Origin of the sequence: uncultured Sanguibacteroides sp. (assembly GCF_900543425.1) — a bacterium.
Taxonomy (GTDB): domain Bacteria; phylum Bacteroidota; class Bacteroidia; order Bacteroidales; family Marinifilaceae; genus Gabonibacter.
Map to the genome: position 1 here is coordinate 65,405 of NZ_UQRQ01000012.1, position 19,429 is coordinate 84,833.

General features: G+C 39.5%; 11 protein-coding genes and 2 tRNA genes. 11 read left to right on the forward strand and 2 right to left on the reverse strand.

Annotated elements, in window-relative coordinates; all coding sequences use genetic code 11:
• Positions 1–53 precede the first annotated feature (53 nt).
• A complete protein-coding gene (locus QZR76_RS08475) occupies positions 54–3,230 on the reverse strand; it encodes a DUF2723 domain-containing protein (protein WP_294142198.1) in 3,177 nt (1,058 codons plus the stop codon).
• A 188-nt stretch (positions 3,231–3,418) separates the two neighbouring features.
• On the opposite strand from QZR76_RS08475, the gene QZR76_RS08480 reads away from it, so the two are divergent.
• From QZR76_RS08480 to QZR76_RS08520, 9 genes are all read left to right on the forward strand, one after another.
• Positions 3,419–3,489: transfer RNA gene (locus tag QZR76_RS08480), tRNA-Gln, on the forward strand.
• Positions 3,490–3,557: 68 nt separating this feature from the next.
• Positions 3,558–3,641: transfer RNA gene (locus QZR76_RS08485), tRNA-Leu, on the forward strand.
• 361 nt (positions 3,642–4,002) lie between these two features.
• Positions 4,003–4,521, forward strand: coding sequence for a sigma-70 family RNA polymerase sigma factor (locus QZR76_RS08490; protein ID WP_294142200.1), 519 nt, complete (start codon positions 4,003–4,005; stop codon positions 4,519–4,521).
• A gap of 81 nt (positions 4,522–4,602) precedes the next feature.
• Positions 4,603–5,655, forward strand: a complete 1,053-nt coding sequence (locus QZR76_RS08495; protein WP_294142202.1) for a FecR family protein — start codon at positions 4,603–4,605, stop codon at positions 5,653–5,655.
• 221 nt (positions 5,656–5,876) lie between these two features.
• Positions 5,877–9,257: a SusC/RagA family TonB-linked outer membrane protein gene (locus QZR76_RS08500; RefSeq protein ID WP_294142203.1), complete on the forward strand. Its 3,381-nt coding sequence runs from the start codon at positions 5,877–5,879 to the stop codon at positions 9,255–9,257.
• Between the two features lie 18 nt (positions 9,258–9,275).
• Entirely contained in the window at positions 9,276–10,739 is a 1,464-nt protein-coding gene (locus tag QZR76_RS08505) for a RagB/SusD family nutrient uptake outer membrane protein (RefSeq protein ID WP_294142206.1), read from the forward strand.
• 12 nt (positions 10,740–10,751) lie between these two features.
• Entirely contained in the window at positions 10,752–11,444 is a 693-nt protein-coding gene (locus QZR76_RS08510; RefSeq protein WP_294142209.1) for a DUF4843 domain-containing protein, read from the forward strand.
• Positions 11,445–11,462: 18 nt separating this feature from the next.
• A complete protein-coding gene (locus QZR76_RS08515; protein ID WP_294142211.1) occupies positions 11,463–12,962 on the forward strand; it encodes a PKD-like family lipoprotein in 1,500 nt (499 codons plus the stop codon).
• 209 nt (positions 12,963–13,171) lie between these two features.
• Positions 13,172–13,948 carry a hypothetical protein gene (locus tag QZR76_RS08520; protein WP_294142213.1) on the forward strand — a complete coding sequence of 259 codons (777 nt, stop codon included), beginning with the start codon at positions 13,172–13,174 and terminating at the stop codon, positions 13,946–13,948.
• 168 nt (positions 13,949–14,116) lie between these two features.
• Here QZR76_RS08520 and QZR76_RS08525 read toward each other — a convergent pair whose 3' ends face one another.
• Positions 14,117–15,079 (reverse strand): hypothetical protein, encoded by a 963-nt coding sequence (locus QZR76_RS08525; protein WP_294142215.1) that lies wholly within the window; start codon positions 15,077–15,079, stop codon positions 14,117–14,119.
• A gap of 387 nt (positions 15,080–15,466) precedes the next feature.
• Here QZR76_RS08525 and QZR76_RS08530 point away from each other — a divergent pair, with 387 nt between their 5' ends.
• Entirely contained in the window at positions 15,467–15,868 is a 402-nt protein-coding gene (locus QZR76_RS08530; RefSeq protein ID WP_294142218.1) for a hypothetical protein, read from the forward strand.
• 123 nt (positions 15,869–15,991) lie between these two features.
• The gene (locus tag QZR76_RS08535) at positions 15,992–19,387 is read left to right on the forward strand and encodes a hypothetical protein (RefSeq protein WP_294142220.1); all 3,396 of its coding nucleotides are present in this window, start codon (positions 15,992–15,994) and stop codon (positions 19,385–19,387) included.
• Positions 19,388–19,429 lie beyond the last annotated feature (42 nt).

Consider the following 19,429-nt stretch of genomic DNA (forward strand, 5'->3'; position numbering starts at 1 on the left):
CCGAAAAGACAGCATCGATTGCTTTGTCTTTCCGGACAATACGTATTGTTTATTCAGTTATTTTCATTTACGGAGTCCAAAGAAGGTTTTGTCCGCCTTTGAGGCACGGCTGGAGGAGCAAACATATCTTCCGCCATACGTTGAACTTCTTCCACGTACTCTCTTTGTCCTGCCCTTGTGGCCATATCCAACAATACCTGAACGACCTGAATACTTCTTCTCTCGTCATCCTGAACGGCTGCTCTCCGTGCCGGAGAGAGAGAGGAGATATACCTCAAGTTTTGGATATTATCTACGACTAAAGCCCGGGATAAATTGTTTCCTTTCTCATCTTCTCCTGCCATATAATAAACAGAGATATAATTGATTAGGAAATTATCGGCCGGAACCTGATACAATGGAATTTCCTCCAAGGATTTATCTAACACTCTTACAGCCGCGTTTACTTTTGCCGTATCCAGAACGACCTGATTCGAATCGCTCGAGATTTGAGCCTCTTCCATTAGCTTGTCGGCCAGTCTTAAGAATGTATTTCGATACTTCATCACGGCGATCGTGTTGTCGTGGAAGTGATCTATATTTACCTTCGGATCTTTAATGTTCCCCCATACGAATTTGTTCATTAGGTTGTCGTACAGAATCGTACTGTTCACTCGTCCGAAATCATAGGAGTAATCATTCGTCGGAGTCTTGATGGGAACTACCCGGTAAGCGGCACCTTCCAGCTGGAAATAATCTTCGAATCCTAAATAACTGTCTTTGCCCATACCGACTCCGAAATAGACAGGACGTTCCCAATTATTCGTGGCTAATATATCCAGTACCATCAACTGGGATTTGTTCAATGAACTCGTGTTCGGGAGTTGAATTTCCACCTTGTCTACAATCTTGTCGGCATCTTCCGGTCGAACGGTTCCGTTAGCTAAAACTTTCTCTTTATCTACCGGAATATAAACGTTCCGTGTCGGAATATAGTTGATAGCTTCTCCCGTGTATATGTTTATTTTAGCTTCCGGTTTATCTATGCCCACAAAGGCCATGATTTCCTTTAGATCGAAAGGTTTTTGTATTTTGTCCACAAGGAGCACGAAATCCCTTAGTCCGGCATGATATTGATCTTTCGAGAAAGAGATCGGAACCCCCGGAGTCTCATATGTCTTCCGTTTGATTTGATCTATATACCAATCTCCGGCTAACAGGCTCAGGTTGACAATGCGAACATCTCTCCGGAATCCTTCTACCTCCTGTGCATACCATAGAGGGAAGGTATCGTTATCCCCGAAGGTAAACAGAATGGCGTTGGGAGCACAAGTACTCAGGTAATTTTTAGCGTGAGCTATGGTGGCGTAACGTCCGCTTCGATCGTGATCATCCCAGTTCTCTGCTGCCATATTTACCGGAACGGCAAAAAAGCACACGAGTGTAGCTGCGATAGCCGCATTTCGGGAACTCATCTTTCGTTGAAGCAAATCCCATAAGTAGAGTACTCCAAAGCCGATCCAAATGGCAAAAGCATAAAACGATCCGGCATAAGCGTAGTCCCGTTCCCTCGGTTGTCCGGGGTATTGATTCAAGTAAAGTACGATGGCTATACCCGTGAAAAAGAAAAGTAACATAACCACCCAGAAATCTTTTTTCCCTTGTTTGTTCTTCTGGTATTGATAAAACATACCCAACAGACCCAGGATAAAGGGTAGAAGATAATAGGTATTACGTGCCTTGTCGTTTTTTAACGAGTCCGGCATCAGGCTTTGATCGCCGACCAAAATATTATCTATAAACGGAATACCGGTGATCCAGTTCCCGTAACGGAAATCTCCGTGTCCCTGAATGTCATTCTGGCGCCCCGAAAAATTCCACATGAAATAGCGAAGGTACATATGTCCCAACTGATAGCGGAACATGAATTTCAAATTGTTCCAGAAGCTCGGTATCCGTACGGCTTTGTTATCAACCATATAGGTAGGGCCTGCTAACGGTCCTGACCATTGGGTATAGGCTCCTTCCGGGCGGGAAGAACTCCACATACGCGGTAAAATAGTGCAAAAGCGTTCGTCGTATACCATTTCCGAGGAATGACCCACTACATCATATCTTCCTGTATGTTTATTCTGATAATAGACGGCACCTCCCTCTTTCATCTCTTTGGGAACGGCATTGAAATATTGTCCGTATAACAACGGTTCGTGTCCGTATTGATCCCGGTTCAGGTAGGATTGCAACGCAAATACGTTATCCGGACTGTTTTCGTCAATAGGAGGATCGCTTAAGGAACGGATAACGACCATCGCGTAAGATGAGTATCCGATCAGCATAACGATAACACAGGTCAGTGCCGTGTTAAATACCGTATGATTGTGCTTTAACGTATAATAGATACCATAAGTCAATCCGGCAACCAATAATAGGGCGTAAACGGCTACTCCCGTGTTGAACGGTAGTCCCATTCCGTTAACGAACAGTAGTTCGAACCACCCGGCAACAACGATTACTCCCGGGATAATTCCCCACATGATGACACCCAACAACAGAATAGAGATTGCTGCCGATTTGATGATTCCGGCTCTTGTCGGTTCGTATTTTTTGAAATAGTAGATAAATACAATGGCCGGAATGACCAACAGGTTCAACAAGTGCACACCGATGGAAAGCCCGATCATGTATGCTATGAAGATCAACCAACGATTGGCATAGGGTTGAAACGCCACATTCTCCCATTTTAAAATAGCCCAGAATACAACGGCCGTAAATAAGGAGGAGAGAGCATATACTTCACCCTCAACGGCAGAGAACCAGAATGTATCCGTATAAGTATAGGTCAATGCTCCCACGAAAGCCGCACCCATAATGCCAAGCATTTGTCCCAGGGTACACTCTTCCGATTTCCCGATGATTAACTTTTTGGCTAAGTGTGAAATGGTCCAGAACAAGAATAGGATCGTAAATCCGGACGCCAGGGCCGACATGCTGTTTATCATGATTGCCTGTGTTTCCGGACTCGGAGCAAAAATAGCAAACAGCCTCGATATAATCATGAATAGAGGTGCTCCGGGAGGGTGACCTACTTGTAAACCGACAGAGGTCGTGATAAACTCCCCACAATCCCAAAGACTGGCCGTCGGCTCTATCGTGAGCAGGTAAGTTACGCTGGCAATTAAAAATGCTACCCAACCGGTCACATTGTTAATTACTTTATAACTTAGCGTAGGATGATTTTTAATTTTGCACATGCTTTTTAGTGTTATGAATTTATTATTACGCGTTAATATTCAATCGAGTGCCAAAAAATGTGTTCATTTGACAGCACGAAAATAACTATTTTGTTTGAATTTTTCCGCATTTTCTTTGTGGGAAATAGAAAAATGTTCTACATTTGCAGCGTCAAAAACGGAAAATAACGTTGCGATAAGAAAAAGATTGTCCAATTGTGTAACGGTAGCACAGCAGATTTTGGTTCTGTCAGTCCAGGTTCGAATCCTGGTTGGACAACGTGGACGGAAGGCCTTGCAGCAGGTGAGTTGCAAGGTTTTTTTTCCTAAACAAGTTCTTCGGTTTATGCCCAGATGGTGGAATTGGTAGACACGCTAGTTTCAGGGACTAGTGGCCGTACGGCTGTGCAGGTTCGAGTCCTGTTCTGGGTACACAATGGCCTGATAGCATCATATGCTATCAGGTTTTTTTATTTGCTAACCTACTTATCCATTTTTTATTTTGCAAATGAAACGAATAACAATTATAGATTGATTGTGGACGAAGATTGTACTTAATTCTTCGGAGAGTTTTGTTCATTAAAGAAGAAATTATACATTTGTTTGGCCTTGTGTTATGAATGGTGGTAATTAAAAATGATGAAGGGCGTTTAATTTCATTCAGAGGGTAGAGGTTATTTCTTGATTCAGGTGTAAAGAATAATCTTGTGAGTGAGTTGATGGTTCCACGTCCGTATGTAAATTGAATTTTGATCAGGAACGATCAAAAAAAGAGAGAGTAATATCGAAACAGGTGGAAAAGGATCAGATATTAGTATTAGAGGAGCTATTTAATCGTTATTTCAGCCATTTGGTGCTCTATTCCCGAAAATTGATAAAAAATTCCGAAGCCGCAGAGGATATCGTTCAGGATGTATTCTTACGTTTATTCGAATCCGGGCGACTAAAACAGGTTTCCCCTTCTTTTTTATTTACTTGTGTGAAAAATGCCTCCTTGAATTACCTTCACTCTTCTTTGAATAAATATATTCCTATATCTTCTGAGCAAGATCAAATACCCGATAAAGAGATTCAGGAAGAGATCGATCATATGAAGCAATTGGAACAGCTTGATGAGGCCATAGAGGCTTTACCTGATAAATGTAAAGATATATTTACCCGTGTTTATTTGCAACAACAACGTTATGAGGATGTTGCTGTGCAATTAAATATATCTTATCATACGGTTAAAGCTCATATGTCTACTGCTTTTAAGCATTTGCGAAAGCAGTTGTTACTCCTGCTTATTTTCTTCCGAAATGTTAAATCTTAACATGCTGCAAAAAAAAGTTGAAAATGGACTAGGTAGATTTTAGCTTTTGCTTGTTATTAATTTAGAAAACCAAATCGAATTATGGTAGATGAACAGGAAAATATAGATGAACAACTTCTTCGAGACTGGGCCGAGATGAAAAAATTGCAAGGACCGGAGTATTGGAAAGAGATGAATCGGAAAGCGCAAAAGATCATCAGACGAAGGCGCCGAATTCGTTTAATGAGATATGCCGCTATATTTATTTTGCCTGTTTTAGGATGTTGTTTCTATTTTTTATATGTTGATTCGAATCGTGTTTCTAAAAAATCTGTTTTGACGTTGTCGACAATCTCTCCGGGGGAGAAGAAAGCGACTCTTTATATGTCTAACGGGGAGTCTGTTATTCTTACCGAAGATACGCTTCATGTGACGGAAAGCAACGGAACTCGTATATTTACTCAAAGTAACTGTGGAATTACTTATGTTCCTCAGGTTGTGGATAGTGTGGAAAAAATCTATAATACGTTAGTGGTTCCCGTGAGGGGAGAGTATGATGTTACTCTTTCTGACGGAACCCGGGTTTGGTTAAACTCTTCTTCTTCCTTGAAATATCCTGTGCTTTTTTCCGATTCGATTCGGGAAGTATACCTGGATGGGGAGGCCTTTTTCGATGTTGCCGAGAATAAGGAAAAGCCTTTTATTGTAAAAACAAAAGATTATACGATCCGGGTATTGGGAACGGCTTTTAATATTATGGATTATAGCGATGACAATTACTCTCATACCACATTGGTAAGGGGGGAAATTGAAATGCAACATGATGATGTACAGCGAATCCTGACTCCTGGAGAGCAGGCTCTCGTCAAGGAGGGAAAGGTCTCGGTCAGAAAGGTCGATGTAGATTACTATGCGACATGGATGAAGGATCGTTTTTATTTTGATGGAGAGAGTTTGGAAAATATCATGAAAAAATTATCCAGATGGTATGGGGTACAGGCAAAATTCCGTGACGAGAAGGCAAAGAGTTATCATTTTGTCGGAAGTGTACCTAAATATGGGAATATCAAAGATGTATGCAACGTGATAGAGTTAACGACTCACGTAAGATTTGAATTGGAAAACAATGAAATAATTGTAGCAACAAAAGAATAATACGCGTATGGCGTGCCGTTTTTGTATCTTGATATCAATCTGAAATGGCACGATAAATGACTCGATAGTTTTTGATCAAAATCATTTGTTACCGGATGATAAATCCGGTAAGAGGGGGAGTTATGTGTTTATGTTTAACCATTAAAAGAATAGTATGCAATAAAGTTATTCATGTGTTAATTTGTAGAACTAATATCTAATACATTGTCAAACTGTAATTTATGAAACAAAACGTTTACAACAAACTACGATGGTATCTGTTATTTACATTTACCTTATGCTATATTCCTCTTGCTTTTGCAGGATCAGGAAGGCAGACCCAGGATAAAATTATCAGCGTTGACTTTAAAAATGAGACACTTGCTGATGTGATTAAAGAATTGAAAATGAAGACGGGGTACGAGTTTCTTTATAATCTGGAACTTGTCAATAAGGCTCCCCGCGTAACCGTAAAAGCAGATAATAAGCCTTTTAAACAAGTACTCGAACTTTGTTTGGAGAAGACGGATTTCACCTATCAATTTGTAGATAGTACCGTGGTTATTAAAATAAAAGAGAAGAAAAGAAATGTTTTGGTTGAACGGAAAATTACCGGAATCGTTTTGGATGAGGCAGGAATCCCTTTACCGGGGTCTACTGTGATTGTCAAGGGAACAAGAGTGGGGACAGCCGTAGATTCGGAGGGGAAATTTGAATTGAACATCCCTGATGTTAAAGAGCTGGCGTTGATTATCAGTTTTTTGGGTTACGAGACTTTGGAGATTAAAATTACCGATCAGAAAGAGGTAAAAGTGACTCTGAAAGAGAAAAAAGAAAATTTGCAGGATGTGGTTGTTACCGGTTATACCAATGTTAAAAAGTCCAGTTTTACAGGAGCATCAACCCGAGTGGAGAAGGATGATATTTTGAAGGTATCTCCCACGAACGTGATCGATGTGTTGCAGGTGTATGATCCTTCTTTGCGTATCGTGAGGAATAACGAGATGGGCTCCGATCCCAATACGTTACCGGAGTTTTATGTCCGCGGTCGTTCGGGTATCGGTGTAAAGGAGTTGGACAAGGGAGATGTTTCCCGAACTTCTTTGGAGAATAATCCGAATAACCCGGTTTTTATTCTGGATGGATATGAGGTCAAAATAGAAAAGATTTATGATTTGGACCCGAACCGGATACAGAGTATTAATATTTTGAAAGATGCGGCAGCCACGGCGATCTACGGCTCAAGAGCAGCCAACGGTGTGATTGTTATCGAATCGGTAGCACCCAAGCCGGGAGAGTTACAGGTATCTTATACCTTTACAGGTGCCATCACAACTCCCGATCTGTCCGATTATAATTTAATGAATGCCAAAGAAAAGTTGGAGACGGAAGTTTTGGCCGGATTATTTGAAGGGAAAGATGATGAAGAACAGGCGGAAAAAAATGCCGAGTATCATGCCAAATTAAATAATATTATCAAGGGTGTGGATACCTACTGGCTCTCTTTGCCGTTGACCACTCAATTCAATCATAAGCACTCTCTCTACGTGGAAGGAGGAACCAACGAGATACGTTACGGAATATCCCTTCGCTATAACGGTCAAAACGGAGTAATGAAAAAATCTTATCGAAATACTTATGGCGGTGATTTTTACCTGGATTATCGTTTCAAAAAGATTCAGATACGAAATATGGTTACCTACGATAAGATGAGTTCCCGCGAATCTCCTTACGGTAGTTTTTCCGATTACACGAAGAAAAATCCCTATGATTATTATAAAAATGAAGATGGTAGTTATATGCAGACGACCCAGGGCTGGAATAGTTCCATCGGAACGCTTCAACGGTTGAACCCCATGTATGAAGCACATCTGCATAATTACGATAAGAGTAATTATAATGAATTGACGGATAATTTGAATATTAATTGGTACGTTCTGGACCAGTTACTTGTCAAAGGTCAGCTTAGCTTGTCCCAATATTATAGCGAACACGAGAAATTTACGGATCCGCTTTCCAGTACTTATATGTCTTATTCCTCTTCAGACTACGGGAAAAGAGGAGATCTGTATATCGATGATACGAAAACAACCAAAATGGACGGTAACGTATTGATCAGCTATAATAACGTCATCGGTAAACACAATATGAATTTTTCTGCCGGAGTTAATTTTATCGAGACCAAAACCAAAAGTGGATCCGAGCATTACCGGGGTTTCCCTTCTGGCCAGCTTCATTCCGTAAATTATGCCGCGGAAGAAGCGACTAAAAAGACGATTTCAGAAAGTCATACCCGTCTGTTCGGAACCTTTATTTCATTGAATTACACCTATGATGATATTTACCTTCTTGATCTTTCCGGGAGGCTCGACGGTTCTTCCGAATTCGGAAACGATAACCGGACGGCTCCCTTCTGGTCCGGTGGGGTTGGAATCAATTTCCACAATTACGATTTTTTGAAAGGAAACAGTATATTCAGTCAATTGAAAGTGCGGGCTACCTACGGACAGACCGGAAAGGTTAATTTTGCTCCCTATGCTGCCAAGCATACCTATAAGACCATCAATGATAAGTGGTATTCTACGGGGTTCGGCGTATACATGAAATACATGGGTAACGAGAAACTCGGTTGGGAAACGACAAATACGTTGAATATTGGTGCCGATATAGGGCTCTTAAACGATCGTATTAAGATCGTCGGATCATGGTATAACAAAAAAACGATCGATATGGTGAATTCCATTACGATTCCCGCTTCTTCCGGTTTTACGACTTATACAGATAACATGGGAGAGGTACAGAACAGGGGTGTCGAATTGGATCTTAAAGGAGATATTATTAATGAAAGGGATCTCTACCTTTCCGCTTTTGTCAATCTGGCGCATAATAAAAATAAGATATTGAAGATTTCCAATTCGTTAAAGGAGTACAATGACCGGGTTGATGAATACTTTGATGAGTATAACAAGAATGCGAATACGGCTATGGATACCAAATATGCCAAACCGTTTATGAAGTATACGGAAGGAGGATCGTTGACTTCTATCTGGGGGATGAAATCTTTGGGTATAAATCCAGCGGACGGCAACGAGATTCTTGTCAATAGAGACGGATCGGTTACGTATGATTGGAACTCTTCGGAACAGGTGATTATCGGGGATAATGAACCGGATGTACAGGGGGCTTTCGGTATCAATGCCCGGTATAAAGGTTTTACTTTGTCGGCAACTTTTATGTATGAACTGGGAGGTCAGGCTTATAATCAAACTCTTGTGGATAACGTGGAAAATGTGGATTTTCGCAATAACGCGGATAAACGCGTATTGACGGATCGTTGGAAGCAACCGGGTGATATTGCTAAATTTAAAACAATAAAAGATGCGGACAAAAAGGTAACTCGTCCGACGTCCCGTTTCTGTCAAGATAACAATACATTGGATTTTAATTCGTTGACTCTGGGGTACGATTTTAATCCCGAATTGCTGAAGAAGATAGGATTCAGTATGCTTCGTTTACAGTTTAATATGAAGGATATAGCTCATTTCTCCAGTATTAAGCGGGAACGGGGACTTACCTATCCTTTTGCCCGGACGTTTAATTTTACTTTGAATGCAAGTTTCTAATTTAATGATAGATAGACTATGAAACGATATACTATTTTATATTTGCTTACGATCCTTTTCTGGGCAAACTCCTGTAACAGTTGGCTCTCTTTGGATGCGGAAGACGAGATCGATTCGGATTACCTGTTGAGTGAAGCTCAGGGATTCCGGAATGCGTTAAACGGTATATATCTCAATCTGGCAGAAGGGAAACTCTACGGTCGAGAGTTGAGTTGGGGATTTCTGAGTGCGATCTCGCAATATTACGATCCCGTTATTTCTACCGAGTATAAGGCTGCGATGGAATATGATTATGAAAATGCCTCGGTCAATACGATTATCTCGGATATATGGTTAAACACCTATAATGCGATTGCTAACTGTAATAACATCATTACCAATATTAACAATATAGAACCGGGAAAATTTGAATTGGGGGAAGAGGAACGGGACTTAATTTTAGGAGAGGCCCTGGGCGTAAGGGCTATGCTTCACTTTGACATGCTCCGGTTGTTTGCTCCGGCTCCGGCAACAAATCCTTCCGGGAATTATATTCCCTATTTCACGATTTATCCTTCGACGTCTGAACCTTATCTCACGGTAGACGATTTTCTCGGGCATGTAATAGACGATTTGTTAAAGGCTCGTAGATTGGTTGCCGCACACGATAGTTTGAATATAGATCTCGAGCGGCTTTCCGGACGGCTTTCCGGGAATTTGATGACGGATAAAGATATGTTTTTCAAGATGAGAGGAACCCGGTTTAATTTGTATGCAGCCGATGCGCTGTTGGCAAGGGTATATCTGTACGCGGGAGATAAGACGAATGCTTATAAACATGCCCGTTATATATATGATTCCTATGTTCAGAAATACAATTATTACGATCATCTGAGGTTGACTCCGGCTAATGATATTACAAGTTCTATCCTGAAACGTTCCAGAAAATTATATGACGGGATTATTTTAGGACTGTATAATTCAAAGCTACTGGATCTATATGAGGAGTATTACAACAAACGGGGAGAGATGCCTTTGAAGAATGTAGCGGAGATGTTCGAGGGGAACGAAGACGACTATCGGTTGGTTTATTTGATTACAGGTAATAATAAAGGGCATCAGGAGGCTTTGAAATACATGCGGGCGGATGAAAAAATAAATAACGTGAACAATTATCAGGGACCGATTATTCCTTACATCCGGTTAAGTGAAATCTATTATATCATGTGTGAATGTTTGGTGGATACGGATAAAAAGCAAGCAATAGATTTGTTGAATGAGTTACGTTTGGCCCGGGGGTGTAAGACGGATATTCCGTATACCATGACAGAGGCTAATTTTATGGATGAACTGGTGTACGATGCCCGAAAAGATTTTATAGGAGAGGGACAGTTGTTTTTTATGTATAAGCGTTTGAATCGTCCTGTTTTAGATGGTAAAAAGCAAATTCAGATGGGAAACAAGTTTGTACTTCCTTTACCGGACATCGAGACTATTTACTAAAACAATGACATCATGAAAAAATATATTTGTTACATCATCGGAATTCTATTGATCGGAGCTTGCTCAAAAGATGAGATAGAGGTTTTTAATACCACTAAACAATACCTTTTCTTTGAAAAGAGTTACGCGGATTCAATAACTTATTCTTTTTTCTATTATCCGGACTCAACTTCTCTTACCGTTCCTATCGGAATTAAGTTGATTGGAAATACGGCGAATTATGACAGGGAATTTAAGTTATCGGTGGATACGAAAAACAGTACCGTTGAATCCAGACATTACACTTTTCCGGAGAAATTTCTTTTCCGGGCCAATAGGGTCGTTGATACGGTATATGTTAAAATCAATAATGCCGCCGATTTAAGGGAGAAGAGCGTGCGACTTGTATTGAAGATCGAAGAGAATGCTCTTTTTTTGCCGGGACAATACGAGTATACCCGGAATGTTATCCGTTTTAGTGATATTATCGCTCCACCGGAATGGTGGAATCAGACGATTATAGACAGTTACCTGGGACCTTATACCGAAAAGAAATTTCGGGAATTTATGAAGGTAACCGGAGTAGGTGATCTGACCGACTTGTCGTCTGATACTATATGGTATCTGGCTCGCTCTTTTAAATACTATTTGTTGGAAATGGAAAAAGCGGGGACTCCCGTCATTGACGAAGACGGAAATAACATGAATGTGCCTGTTATTGGTTAAACTTTAAAATGTTGGTCTATGAAAATTAAATTTATATTCTATTGGATGATAGGAATTTTATTTCTACAATCCTGTTACGATGATAAGGGAAATTATGATTATAAGGATATCAACGAGGTGACGGTTAAGTTGCCCAAAAAGTATTTTCCCAACCTGATTATGGGGGATCCAATCGTGATAGAACCTGAGATAACGTTTAAGAATCCCAAGGATACCGCTTATTTTAAATATGAATGGTATTTGGCGTCCGAGTTGATATCCACGTCCCGGAATTGTAATGCTACCTGGTCGAAATTAGGAGAAACTTACGGAGAATTTCGCGTTGTCGATACAATAACGAATTGTCAGTATATTGTTAATTTTAGTGTGGATCAAGTTACTCCTTATGAGACCGGATGGATGGTATTATACGATAGAAGTGGGAAATCAGAGTATTGTTATATTCAGGAAAAAGACGGGGTGTATACCGATTATGTCGATTTTTATCAGGAGCTAAATGGAGAGGAGTTGGGTTCTACACCCCTGAAAATGGTTGAACACTATACCACGAATAGCGGTATATCTGAAGTCCTTGTTATTCAGCGTAGAGGGTTAGGATGCGTGGAGATAGACGGAAGAAGTTTGTTGAAAAAGGTGACGACTCAACAGGAGTTTATCGGGGAAACGTTGCCGGAAAATTTTGCTCCGGTGGATGCTTCCTATGCCGGATATATCAACTATATTCTGAACGAAGACGGCAGGGTGTTCAGTCGTAAAGCCAATCCCGGCAGTTTGCATACCAATCGTTACAGTACTCTTCCTTTGGCGGATAACGGTAAGGAGCTGAAGGTCGGGGCTTTGATCTCCGTGGCCGAGTCGAGGGCCGAGTTTACCGTTTTATTTGATGAGACCAACAATCGTCTTGTCGGTTCGCTCACGAGAAATAATAGTCTTGCGGGTAAACTAACGGATTTGTATTGTAAAAATTATCCGGAAGAAGCAATACCGTTGAATAATATCGGAGAGAACAAGATGGTTTACACGGGAGCTTATTTGGAGGGCCAACAGACTTGCGAGTTTGTCTCTATTTTTAAAGATCCGCAAAATCAATATAAGCTTCAACAATATATGGTCCAGTATATATTGGGCGGAGGACTCGAAGTCATGAAGATAGAGAAACCGAAAACCACAGGTAATGGGTTATTTAACGAGCAAAGTCTTTATTTCCTGCTCAGAAGGCGTCCTTATATTTTCTTTACAACCGGAGCTAATTCCGATCAACTTTATTATCTCGATCTGGCGACGAATAAGACAAATCTTTATAAAGATTTTGAAGGAGAACGAATCGTTTCTCTATGCGCTGATAAGACGTGTCAAAATTTAGGTGTTGCTCTTGAAAACGGTAAGTTCTTTATTTTTGATGTGGCCGATCACCTGCTTGGCCGGGAAGTGAAAGTGTTGCATAGTGTAGATAATTTAGGTAAAGTTGTTCACGCTATTTATAAGTATGGCAATTTAGACAATTTTACTTACGATTGATTTTTTAGTATTTGTGTTTATATAGTAAGGTTGTCCGGGAATTCATTTCCCGGACTCTTTTTGGGGATAATTAAAGTATATAAAATAGGAATTTTAATGTATAAAGAGAGTCGGTACGATGTATAATCTTTATATTTGCCGGGCGTAGCGATGGGATATTTTGGGTATTTAAAGTGAAATGTAGTTTGCTGTATTAAAAGATTTTTATTATGAAATGGGGTCATTTATCGAGAGTGTGTTTTATGCTTTTGTTCACAAGCTGTTTTGTTAGTTGTAATGATGATAAAAAAACAGAAGAGGTGTATCCCATACGATTTTCTGATTCTTCTTATGAGGTTCGAATGGGCATGAGGGAGAGTATTTCTTTTGTAGATGGTAGCGGAGATTACACGATTGATGTGGAAAATCCTCAATTATTGGATGCTTCTATCAGTTTAAATACGGATAATCTTTTTATTAACGCGAAAAAGAAGGGTGAGACGGTTCTCTCGGTAACGGATAACAGGGTGGGAGAGACGGTAAAATTGAAAATAAAAATAACGGATTCTTATTTGGGCTTTGTACTGGTTAATAGTGATCTTCCGTTTTTTAAATCAAAGACGGATCTATTTCTCGTGAAGAATGATCTAAAAGAATTTTACCTGTTTGACCAAGCGGAGGACTTTAACGGGCCTGTGGGAGACCCTGTTCTAAAAGGTAACTATAAGATTGCAATTGAAAACAACAAACCTTATTTAACCCTTGTTTATAAGGATGAGACGGAAGGTGTCGAGATTCGTAAATTTTGCTTATCGGGAAGCGATGGCATTGTCTTTGACATTTTGAATACGATGTTTGAACTGGGGTGGGAGAAGTTGTCGGAGAATTCTTCCCGTAGCGTCGGCCCTCAAATTTATGTTCTGCACCTGACAGAAGTGAATACCATTTATGAGGCTGATGGATATATGAACTATTTCATGCATATCCCGGGAGGGATTTTAAGGTAGACACAATCATTAGTAATGGATGTTTGAAGTCGTTGATAAACGTGTTAAGGAGCTTTTCAAACGACTTGCCGGTAGCTTCCATTTGTATGATGGGTTTGTTTTCCTTAAAAAACGACACGTAATCCCTCGGAATCGTTGCGATCAATTTTTCCAATATCTCTGATGTTTTTATTTTAATATATTAAGCGGATACCTGATCACTTCATCCATAAAGCTTTTTAATAGTTCCCGTTGTTCCTGTAATGAAACCGCCTCAAATTCTTCGTGTTTTTCTTCCGATAATTCGAACCAATAGGAATTACCCTCCTCGTAGGGAGTAATAGTGTATATACCGTTTTCTTTTGTTGATCCGGACAGGATATCGTGAACGGGTTTTCCCCACCCTTCATCTTTTGAAAATGAGATACAAATTAAAGGTTTCTCTCTGTTGTAATAGATCCCGATCCAAGCCCAAGTCGGAGCGATTTTACCCGTAGTATAATCAATCCTGAAATAAAGTCCCTGAACTCCATTTCTGTTCCCGTTTTTATCGGAATACAGTTCTAACGTAAAATCTTCTTCTGACCGGTTGATTAATTTACGTAATTCAATCATCAACTGATACAGAGAATACATACCGTCTAATTTCATAGCTTTATTGAATTTTATTATGCCGCAAACATTCTGAAGATAGGAAGAGTAGCCGTTAATAAGTTTAAGGGAATCATCCTCCTGAATATATTTTATCTGTTCGGCCAGTTCATCGAAAAACATCTCCCATGTTTTGGTCATATACCCACTCATATGTAACGAGTAATTGGTGATGTACCCGAGTCTCTCTTTACCCACATGATATGCTTTTTCATATTGGCCGAAATGATGATTCCGGTCTCCAATCTTAACCTCGATTAAGAAGGGTTTGTCGTCCCCTTTTATTCTGATTAAAAAATCGACCCGACTGTCCCCCTCGTCGTCATCCCTTGTCTCCCTCTCGAAGTATTCGATCAGGTCTATCTCCAAATCGGGAAAAAAGAAATGAATAAAAATCCGTTTAAAATCCGGACAGGCATGACATAATGCCCAGGTAATGTCCGACAAATCATTCTCTTTGTATCGCCTGGTCGCCAGATACTCGAAAAACAGCTTTATCATTATGATTCTAAATTATTCCTTACACGTGAGGTTAACACCCGAACAAATCTCGGAAATAATCTTGGGAATAACAAATAGGGAAGATGGCAGATTGTAAATTGACGGTTTGGAATTAAAGGATTGAGAGATTTAGGTGATTTTGAGATTAAAATAGATAGTTTATATAGTAAATCAAAGATTGGTAAACAGGTGTAAAGGGTTAAATTCTAAAGTATTCCGAATAAATAGTTTGTTTTGTTATATTTTTTTTATAAATTTGCCAAATTATCACTAATGATAATAGCAATTGTTCTAGAGTTCTAGAAATGATGGGAATTTTTTTATGAACTAAATCAAAACTTACAATAAACTCCACAAAATAATTTACTAACATAAAAATCTAACATTATGAAAAATAAAATTACTTTAATGACCATTTGTTTGTTCTTGTTGTGTTTTGGCGTTAATAAAGTACAGGCGCAAGCTCCACTACCTCCGGACGCAACAGCTAGGCCAACAGCTTTTAGTTTATATGAAGGTACTGAGAGAGAGGTTTTAATTGAATTAGAGCCTGCCTCAGGTTTTAAGCTAGAGGGATTAACGTTTAAAATTGCAGGAGCGATAACATCTGTAGAAGTTACAGAAGGAAAATTAGAAGATTATATAAAAAAATTTACTGCCAAGGGGTTAACCCCAGGAGTGCATAATATAGTTATTACAATTGCGGGATACCAAAAAGATATGGAAACTAACTGGTCTTTTCGTTTTGAGATTCAAGTAGTACTGACAATAACTGTATTTCAGGCATAATAAATATAATCGGTTTGGTGGGGTTGGCCGATTATTTAAAACATTTTATTGTGATAGTAAAAATGGGTATATATTTATAATCATAATTTTGATAAACCGTATAAATTAAAATATTAAAACTTTATGATTATGACATTAACCTCTCTTACAATGGTTTTCCGTTATCAAATAAAGTTATTATTTCGTAATTGGATTTTATGGCTTTTGTTTTTAACAATCTTGGTTACTGTCGTGTTTTATCAGCTCAATACCCAGGGTACTTTTTCCGGCATGGGAGGTACTTTCTACTCGATGCTTTCTTCTTTTATTCCCGCAACCAACGCTTGGCTTTTTAATCTGTTGCAGGTTTTGCCTTTTTTGTATCTATCGGGAGATTATATTTACAGAAATCATAAGTTAGATACCCTTGCCGTTATTGATTCCCGGGAACAGGGTAACGCATCTTATATTGGTGGGATGAGTTTGGGTCTTGTTACGATTTTTTTGTTTACTGGAGCGGTAAGTTTGTTTTTGGGAGTGCTTATAAATTTGTTTGCCAGTAAACTGGCTTTTAACGGGTGGTATTCTTTGTTTTATCTTTTTACCTATATATTTCCAACGACGATATTTTTGACAGGCTTTTCTTTTTTCGTGGTCTATTTAACCCGTAACCGTCTTTGTTCTTTTGTTATTTTATTGATTTACTTGTCGTTGGCTCTTGTTCTTTTGCCGGATCTATTTCAAGGTTTACTAGACCCTTTTGCCCGTCATATCCCTAATACTTTTTCCGATATGATCGGTTTTCCCGACCTATGGGGTTATTTTTTTCACCGGGTTTGTTGGTTTTTATGTGGCGTGGGTTTTTTCAGTGCGGCGGTAGTGTTGTCCCGTCGTCTCCCAAATAACACGCAGGACAAACGTTTATGGAAACTTGTTTGCATGACATGTTTTATCTTCGGTGCCGGCAGCGGTACGACTTTTTATTTAAGATATCAAGGTTCCGTGGAGGCTCGTCGTCTTTATCGAGATGTATACGTTCAGTATAATTCCTATCCTAAAGTCACCCTGTTCCATTTGGATATGGATTATCAGCCACAGGGAAATCGAATGTCGGTCGATTGTCGTTTACGGGTTCGGAATCAAAACAAGGAACGCGTGGAGAAAATTCTTTTTTACCTGAATCCTTCTTTAAAATTAAAATCAGTACGGATAGATGGTAAAGATATTTCTTGGGAACGAGAAGAGCAAGTTATCCTACTTGATCACGAGTTAGTTGCTGGCGAGAAGTGTGATATCGCAATAAGTTACGGTGGGAAAATCGATGAACGGTTATGTTACTTGGATATCCCGGATAAAACCTTTTTCGATCTTTCGGACCGGGGAATCTACACGTGTCGCTTCGGGAAACGTTTCGCTTATTTAGGAGAAGATTACACGCTTCTAACCCCGGAATGCGTGTGGTACCCGGTGTGTACCCCTCCAGTCAACCCGGTGAATGTTTATGCCGTTGATAAACATTTTTTCAATTCGACTCTGAAAGTTTGTGACACGGGAGAAAAATCAGTTTTTTCTCAAGGGGCTCCGTCTAAAGAAAAAGAGGTTACTTTATTTCGTTCGACAAAACCTCTTGTCGGGATGTCGTTAGTAGTGGGTACTTACACGGGAGAGATGTTAGCGGTGGATTCCGTGCTTTACGGTTATTATGTTTATCCGGGACACGGGGATTACTTTAACGGTTTGGAACTCGTTCCTGACTCTCTTTCGAGAGTGATTTCTTCTTTTTCAAAAACAGGACACGGGAAGTCTTATCCGTTCGATCGTTTACTTTTTTTAGAAACACCACTCTCTTTCTGTAGTTTTTACCGGGCTTCCCGGAATGGAAGCGGGTACGTTCAACCGGAAATGTTTTTGTTTCCGGAACAGATGATCGGAATGTCTCTTCCAGATTTTAAAGAAGAGATGTATCGGATGAGAGAGAAAGATCGAGTAAAAGGCAGAAAAATACTTACTCTATTCGAATATGAAATGAGAATATTAGATAGAACTGTTAATCAATTGTTATTTCATACAAAAATTCGACTTAATAATTTGTTGAATATGTTTAGTAATAAAGAGAAAGAACATTTTGTAAATAATCCATATGTTGATTTTCCGCTTTATTATGACTATACGATTAGTTTTTACTCGAGAGAATATCCCGTGCTTGATGCCGTGTTGAAACGGATGGTCGGAAGGGCCGATTTTGAGGAGCACCTAAGAGTTGTATATCCAAACGTAATCTCAGGAGTAATTTATAATGCTCGAGTAAGACACTATCTTTCTAATAATAGTTTTTCTGATGCCCTTTCAGACATGTTATTTCCTTCCACGTGGCTAAATGATTTGTTAAGTATAAAAGTCGACCAGCTTAAAGATATACTTTTGCTTAATTCCTCTTCAGAAGAATTGAACAAGTTCCTGATTGATTTTGTCCGTCAACATACCTTCGAGCAGGTGGATTTTGAAACACTCAATATCGCCTATAAACAAGAGGTTAATGTTGACTGGGCAGAATTTTTGTCGCAATGGTATTTAGGGAATAAACTTCCGGCATATATCATAAGAGATTTTAAAATGGTAGAGATCGTAGAGCCTGGAATGACAGAAAATCTTGCTGATAATAAGCGTTATAAAGTGCAGGCAAGTATATATAATACGGGAGAGGTTGACGGAATTGTCTCATTTGCTTTTTATACAGATAGAGGACCTCAAAGGAAAAATTTTATGATAAAAAAACAGGAGGGACAGAGAATTGAATGGATTGAGGATAAAGTTGGATATGATATGAGCTTACTTACCAATATAGCCCGGAATAACCCGGAAGCAAGAAGTGTTGCTCCTCGAAAAGGGTACACTACCAGTGATACGGTACAGCGGGTAGAAAAATTACCATTTAGTTATTTTCAGCCTCCAGCCAACGAGATTATCGTCAACGAGGATGATGACGGTTTCCGGGTGATACAACCAAAATCCCGTTTATTACTCGGGCGATTGTATGGACAAGAGGAAGAAGGATATATCACTATTAATGGCAGTTCTCCATATACCGGAGAGCTTCCTTTGTGGACTTATCTTGCCGCACCTTCTTACGCTTACGGAGATATCACGGAGGGTTTTGTGTCTAAAAAAGCCGGCAGGGGTGATTTTAGCGTGGAGTGGCATGCTCCAATAGAAAAATCAGGAATGTATGAAATTTTTGTTTACATGACTCCAATACCAACTTCTACATGTAAACGTTTTGTGTACAATTGGAAGAATTCAATTCCTACTAATACCATTCAGTTGTTTCAATATTATCAGGTTACATGTGACGAAGGAGTAAAGGAGATTCCCTTGGATGTAAATATCGATTGGAAAGCGGAAAAAGGAGGATGGGTGTCTTTAGGACGTTTTAAATTGACGCCTGGAGAACACGTGGTTACTTTAAGTGATAAATCCAACGCCTCGGATTTTAATATCTATGCCGATGCCGTAAAATGGGTCTACCTGGAAGATAAATAGCACTTGGGGACGGGGTTAAAGTGCTATTTATGATTCATGTTA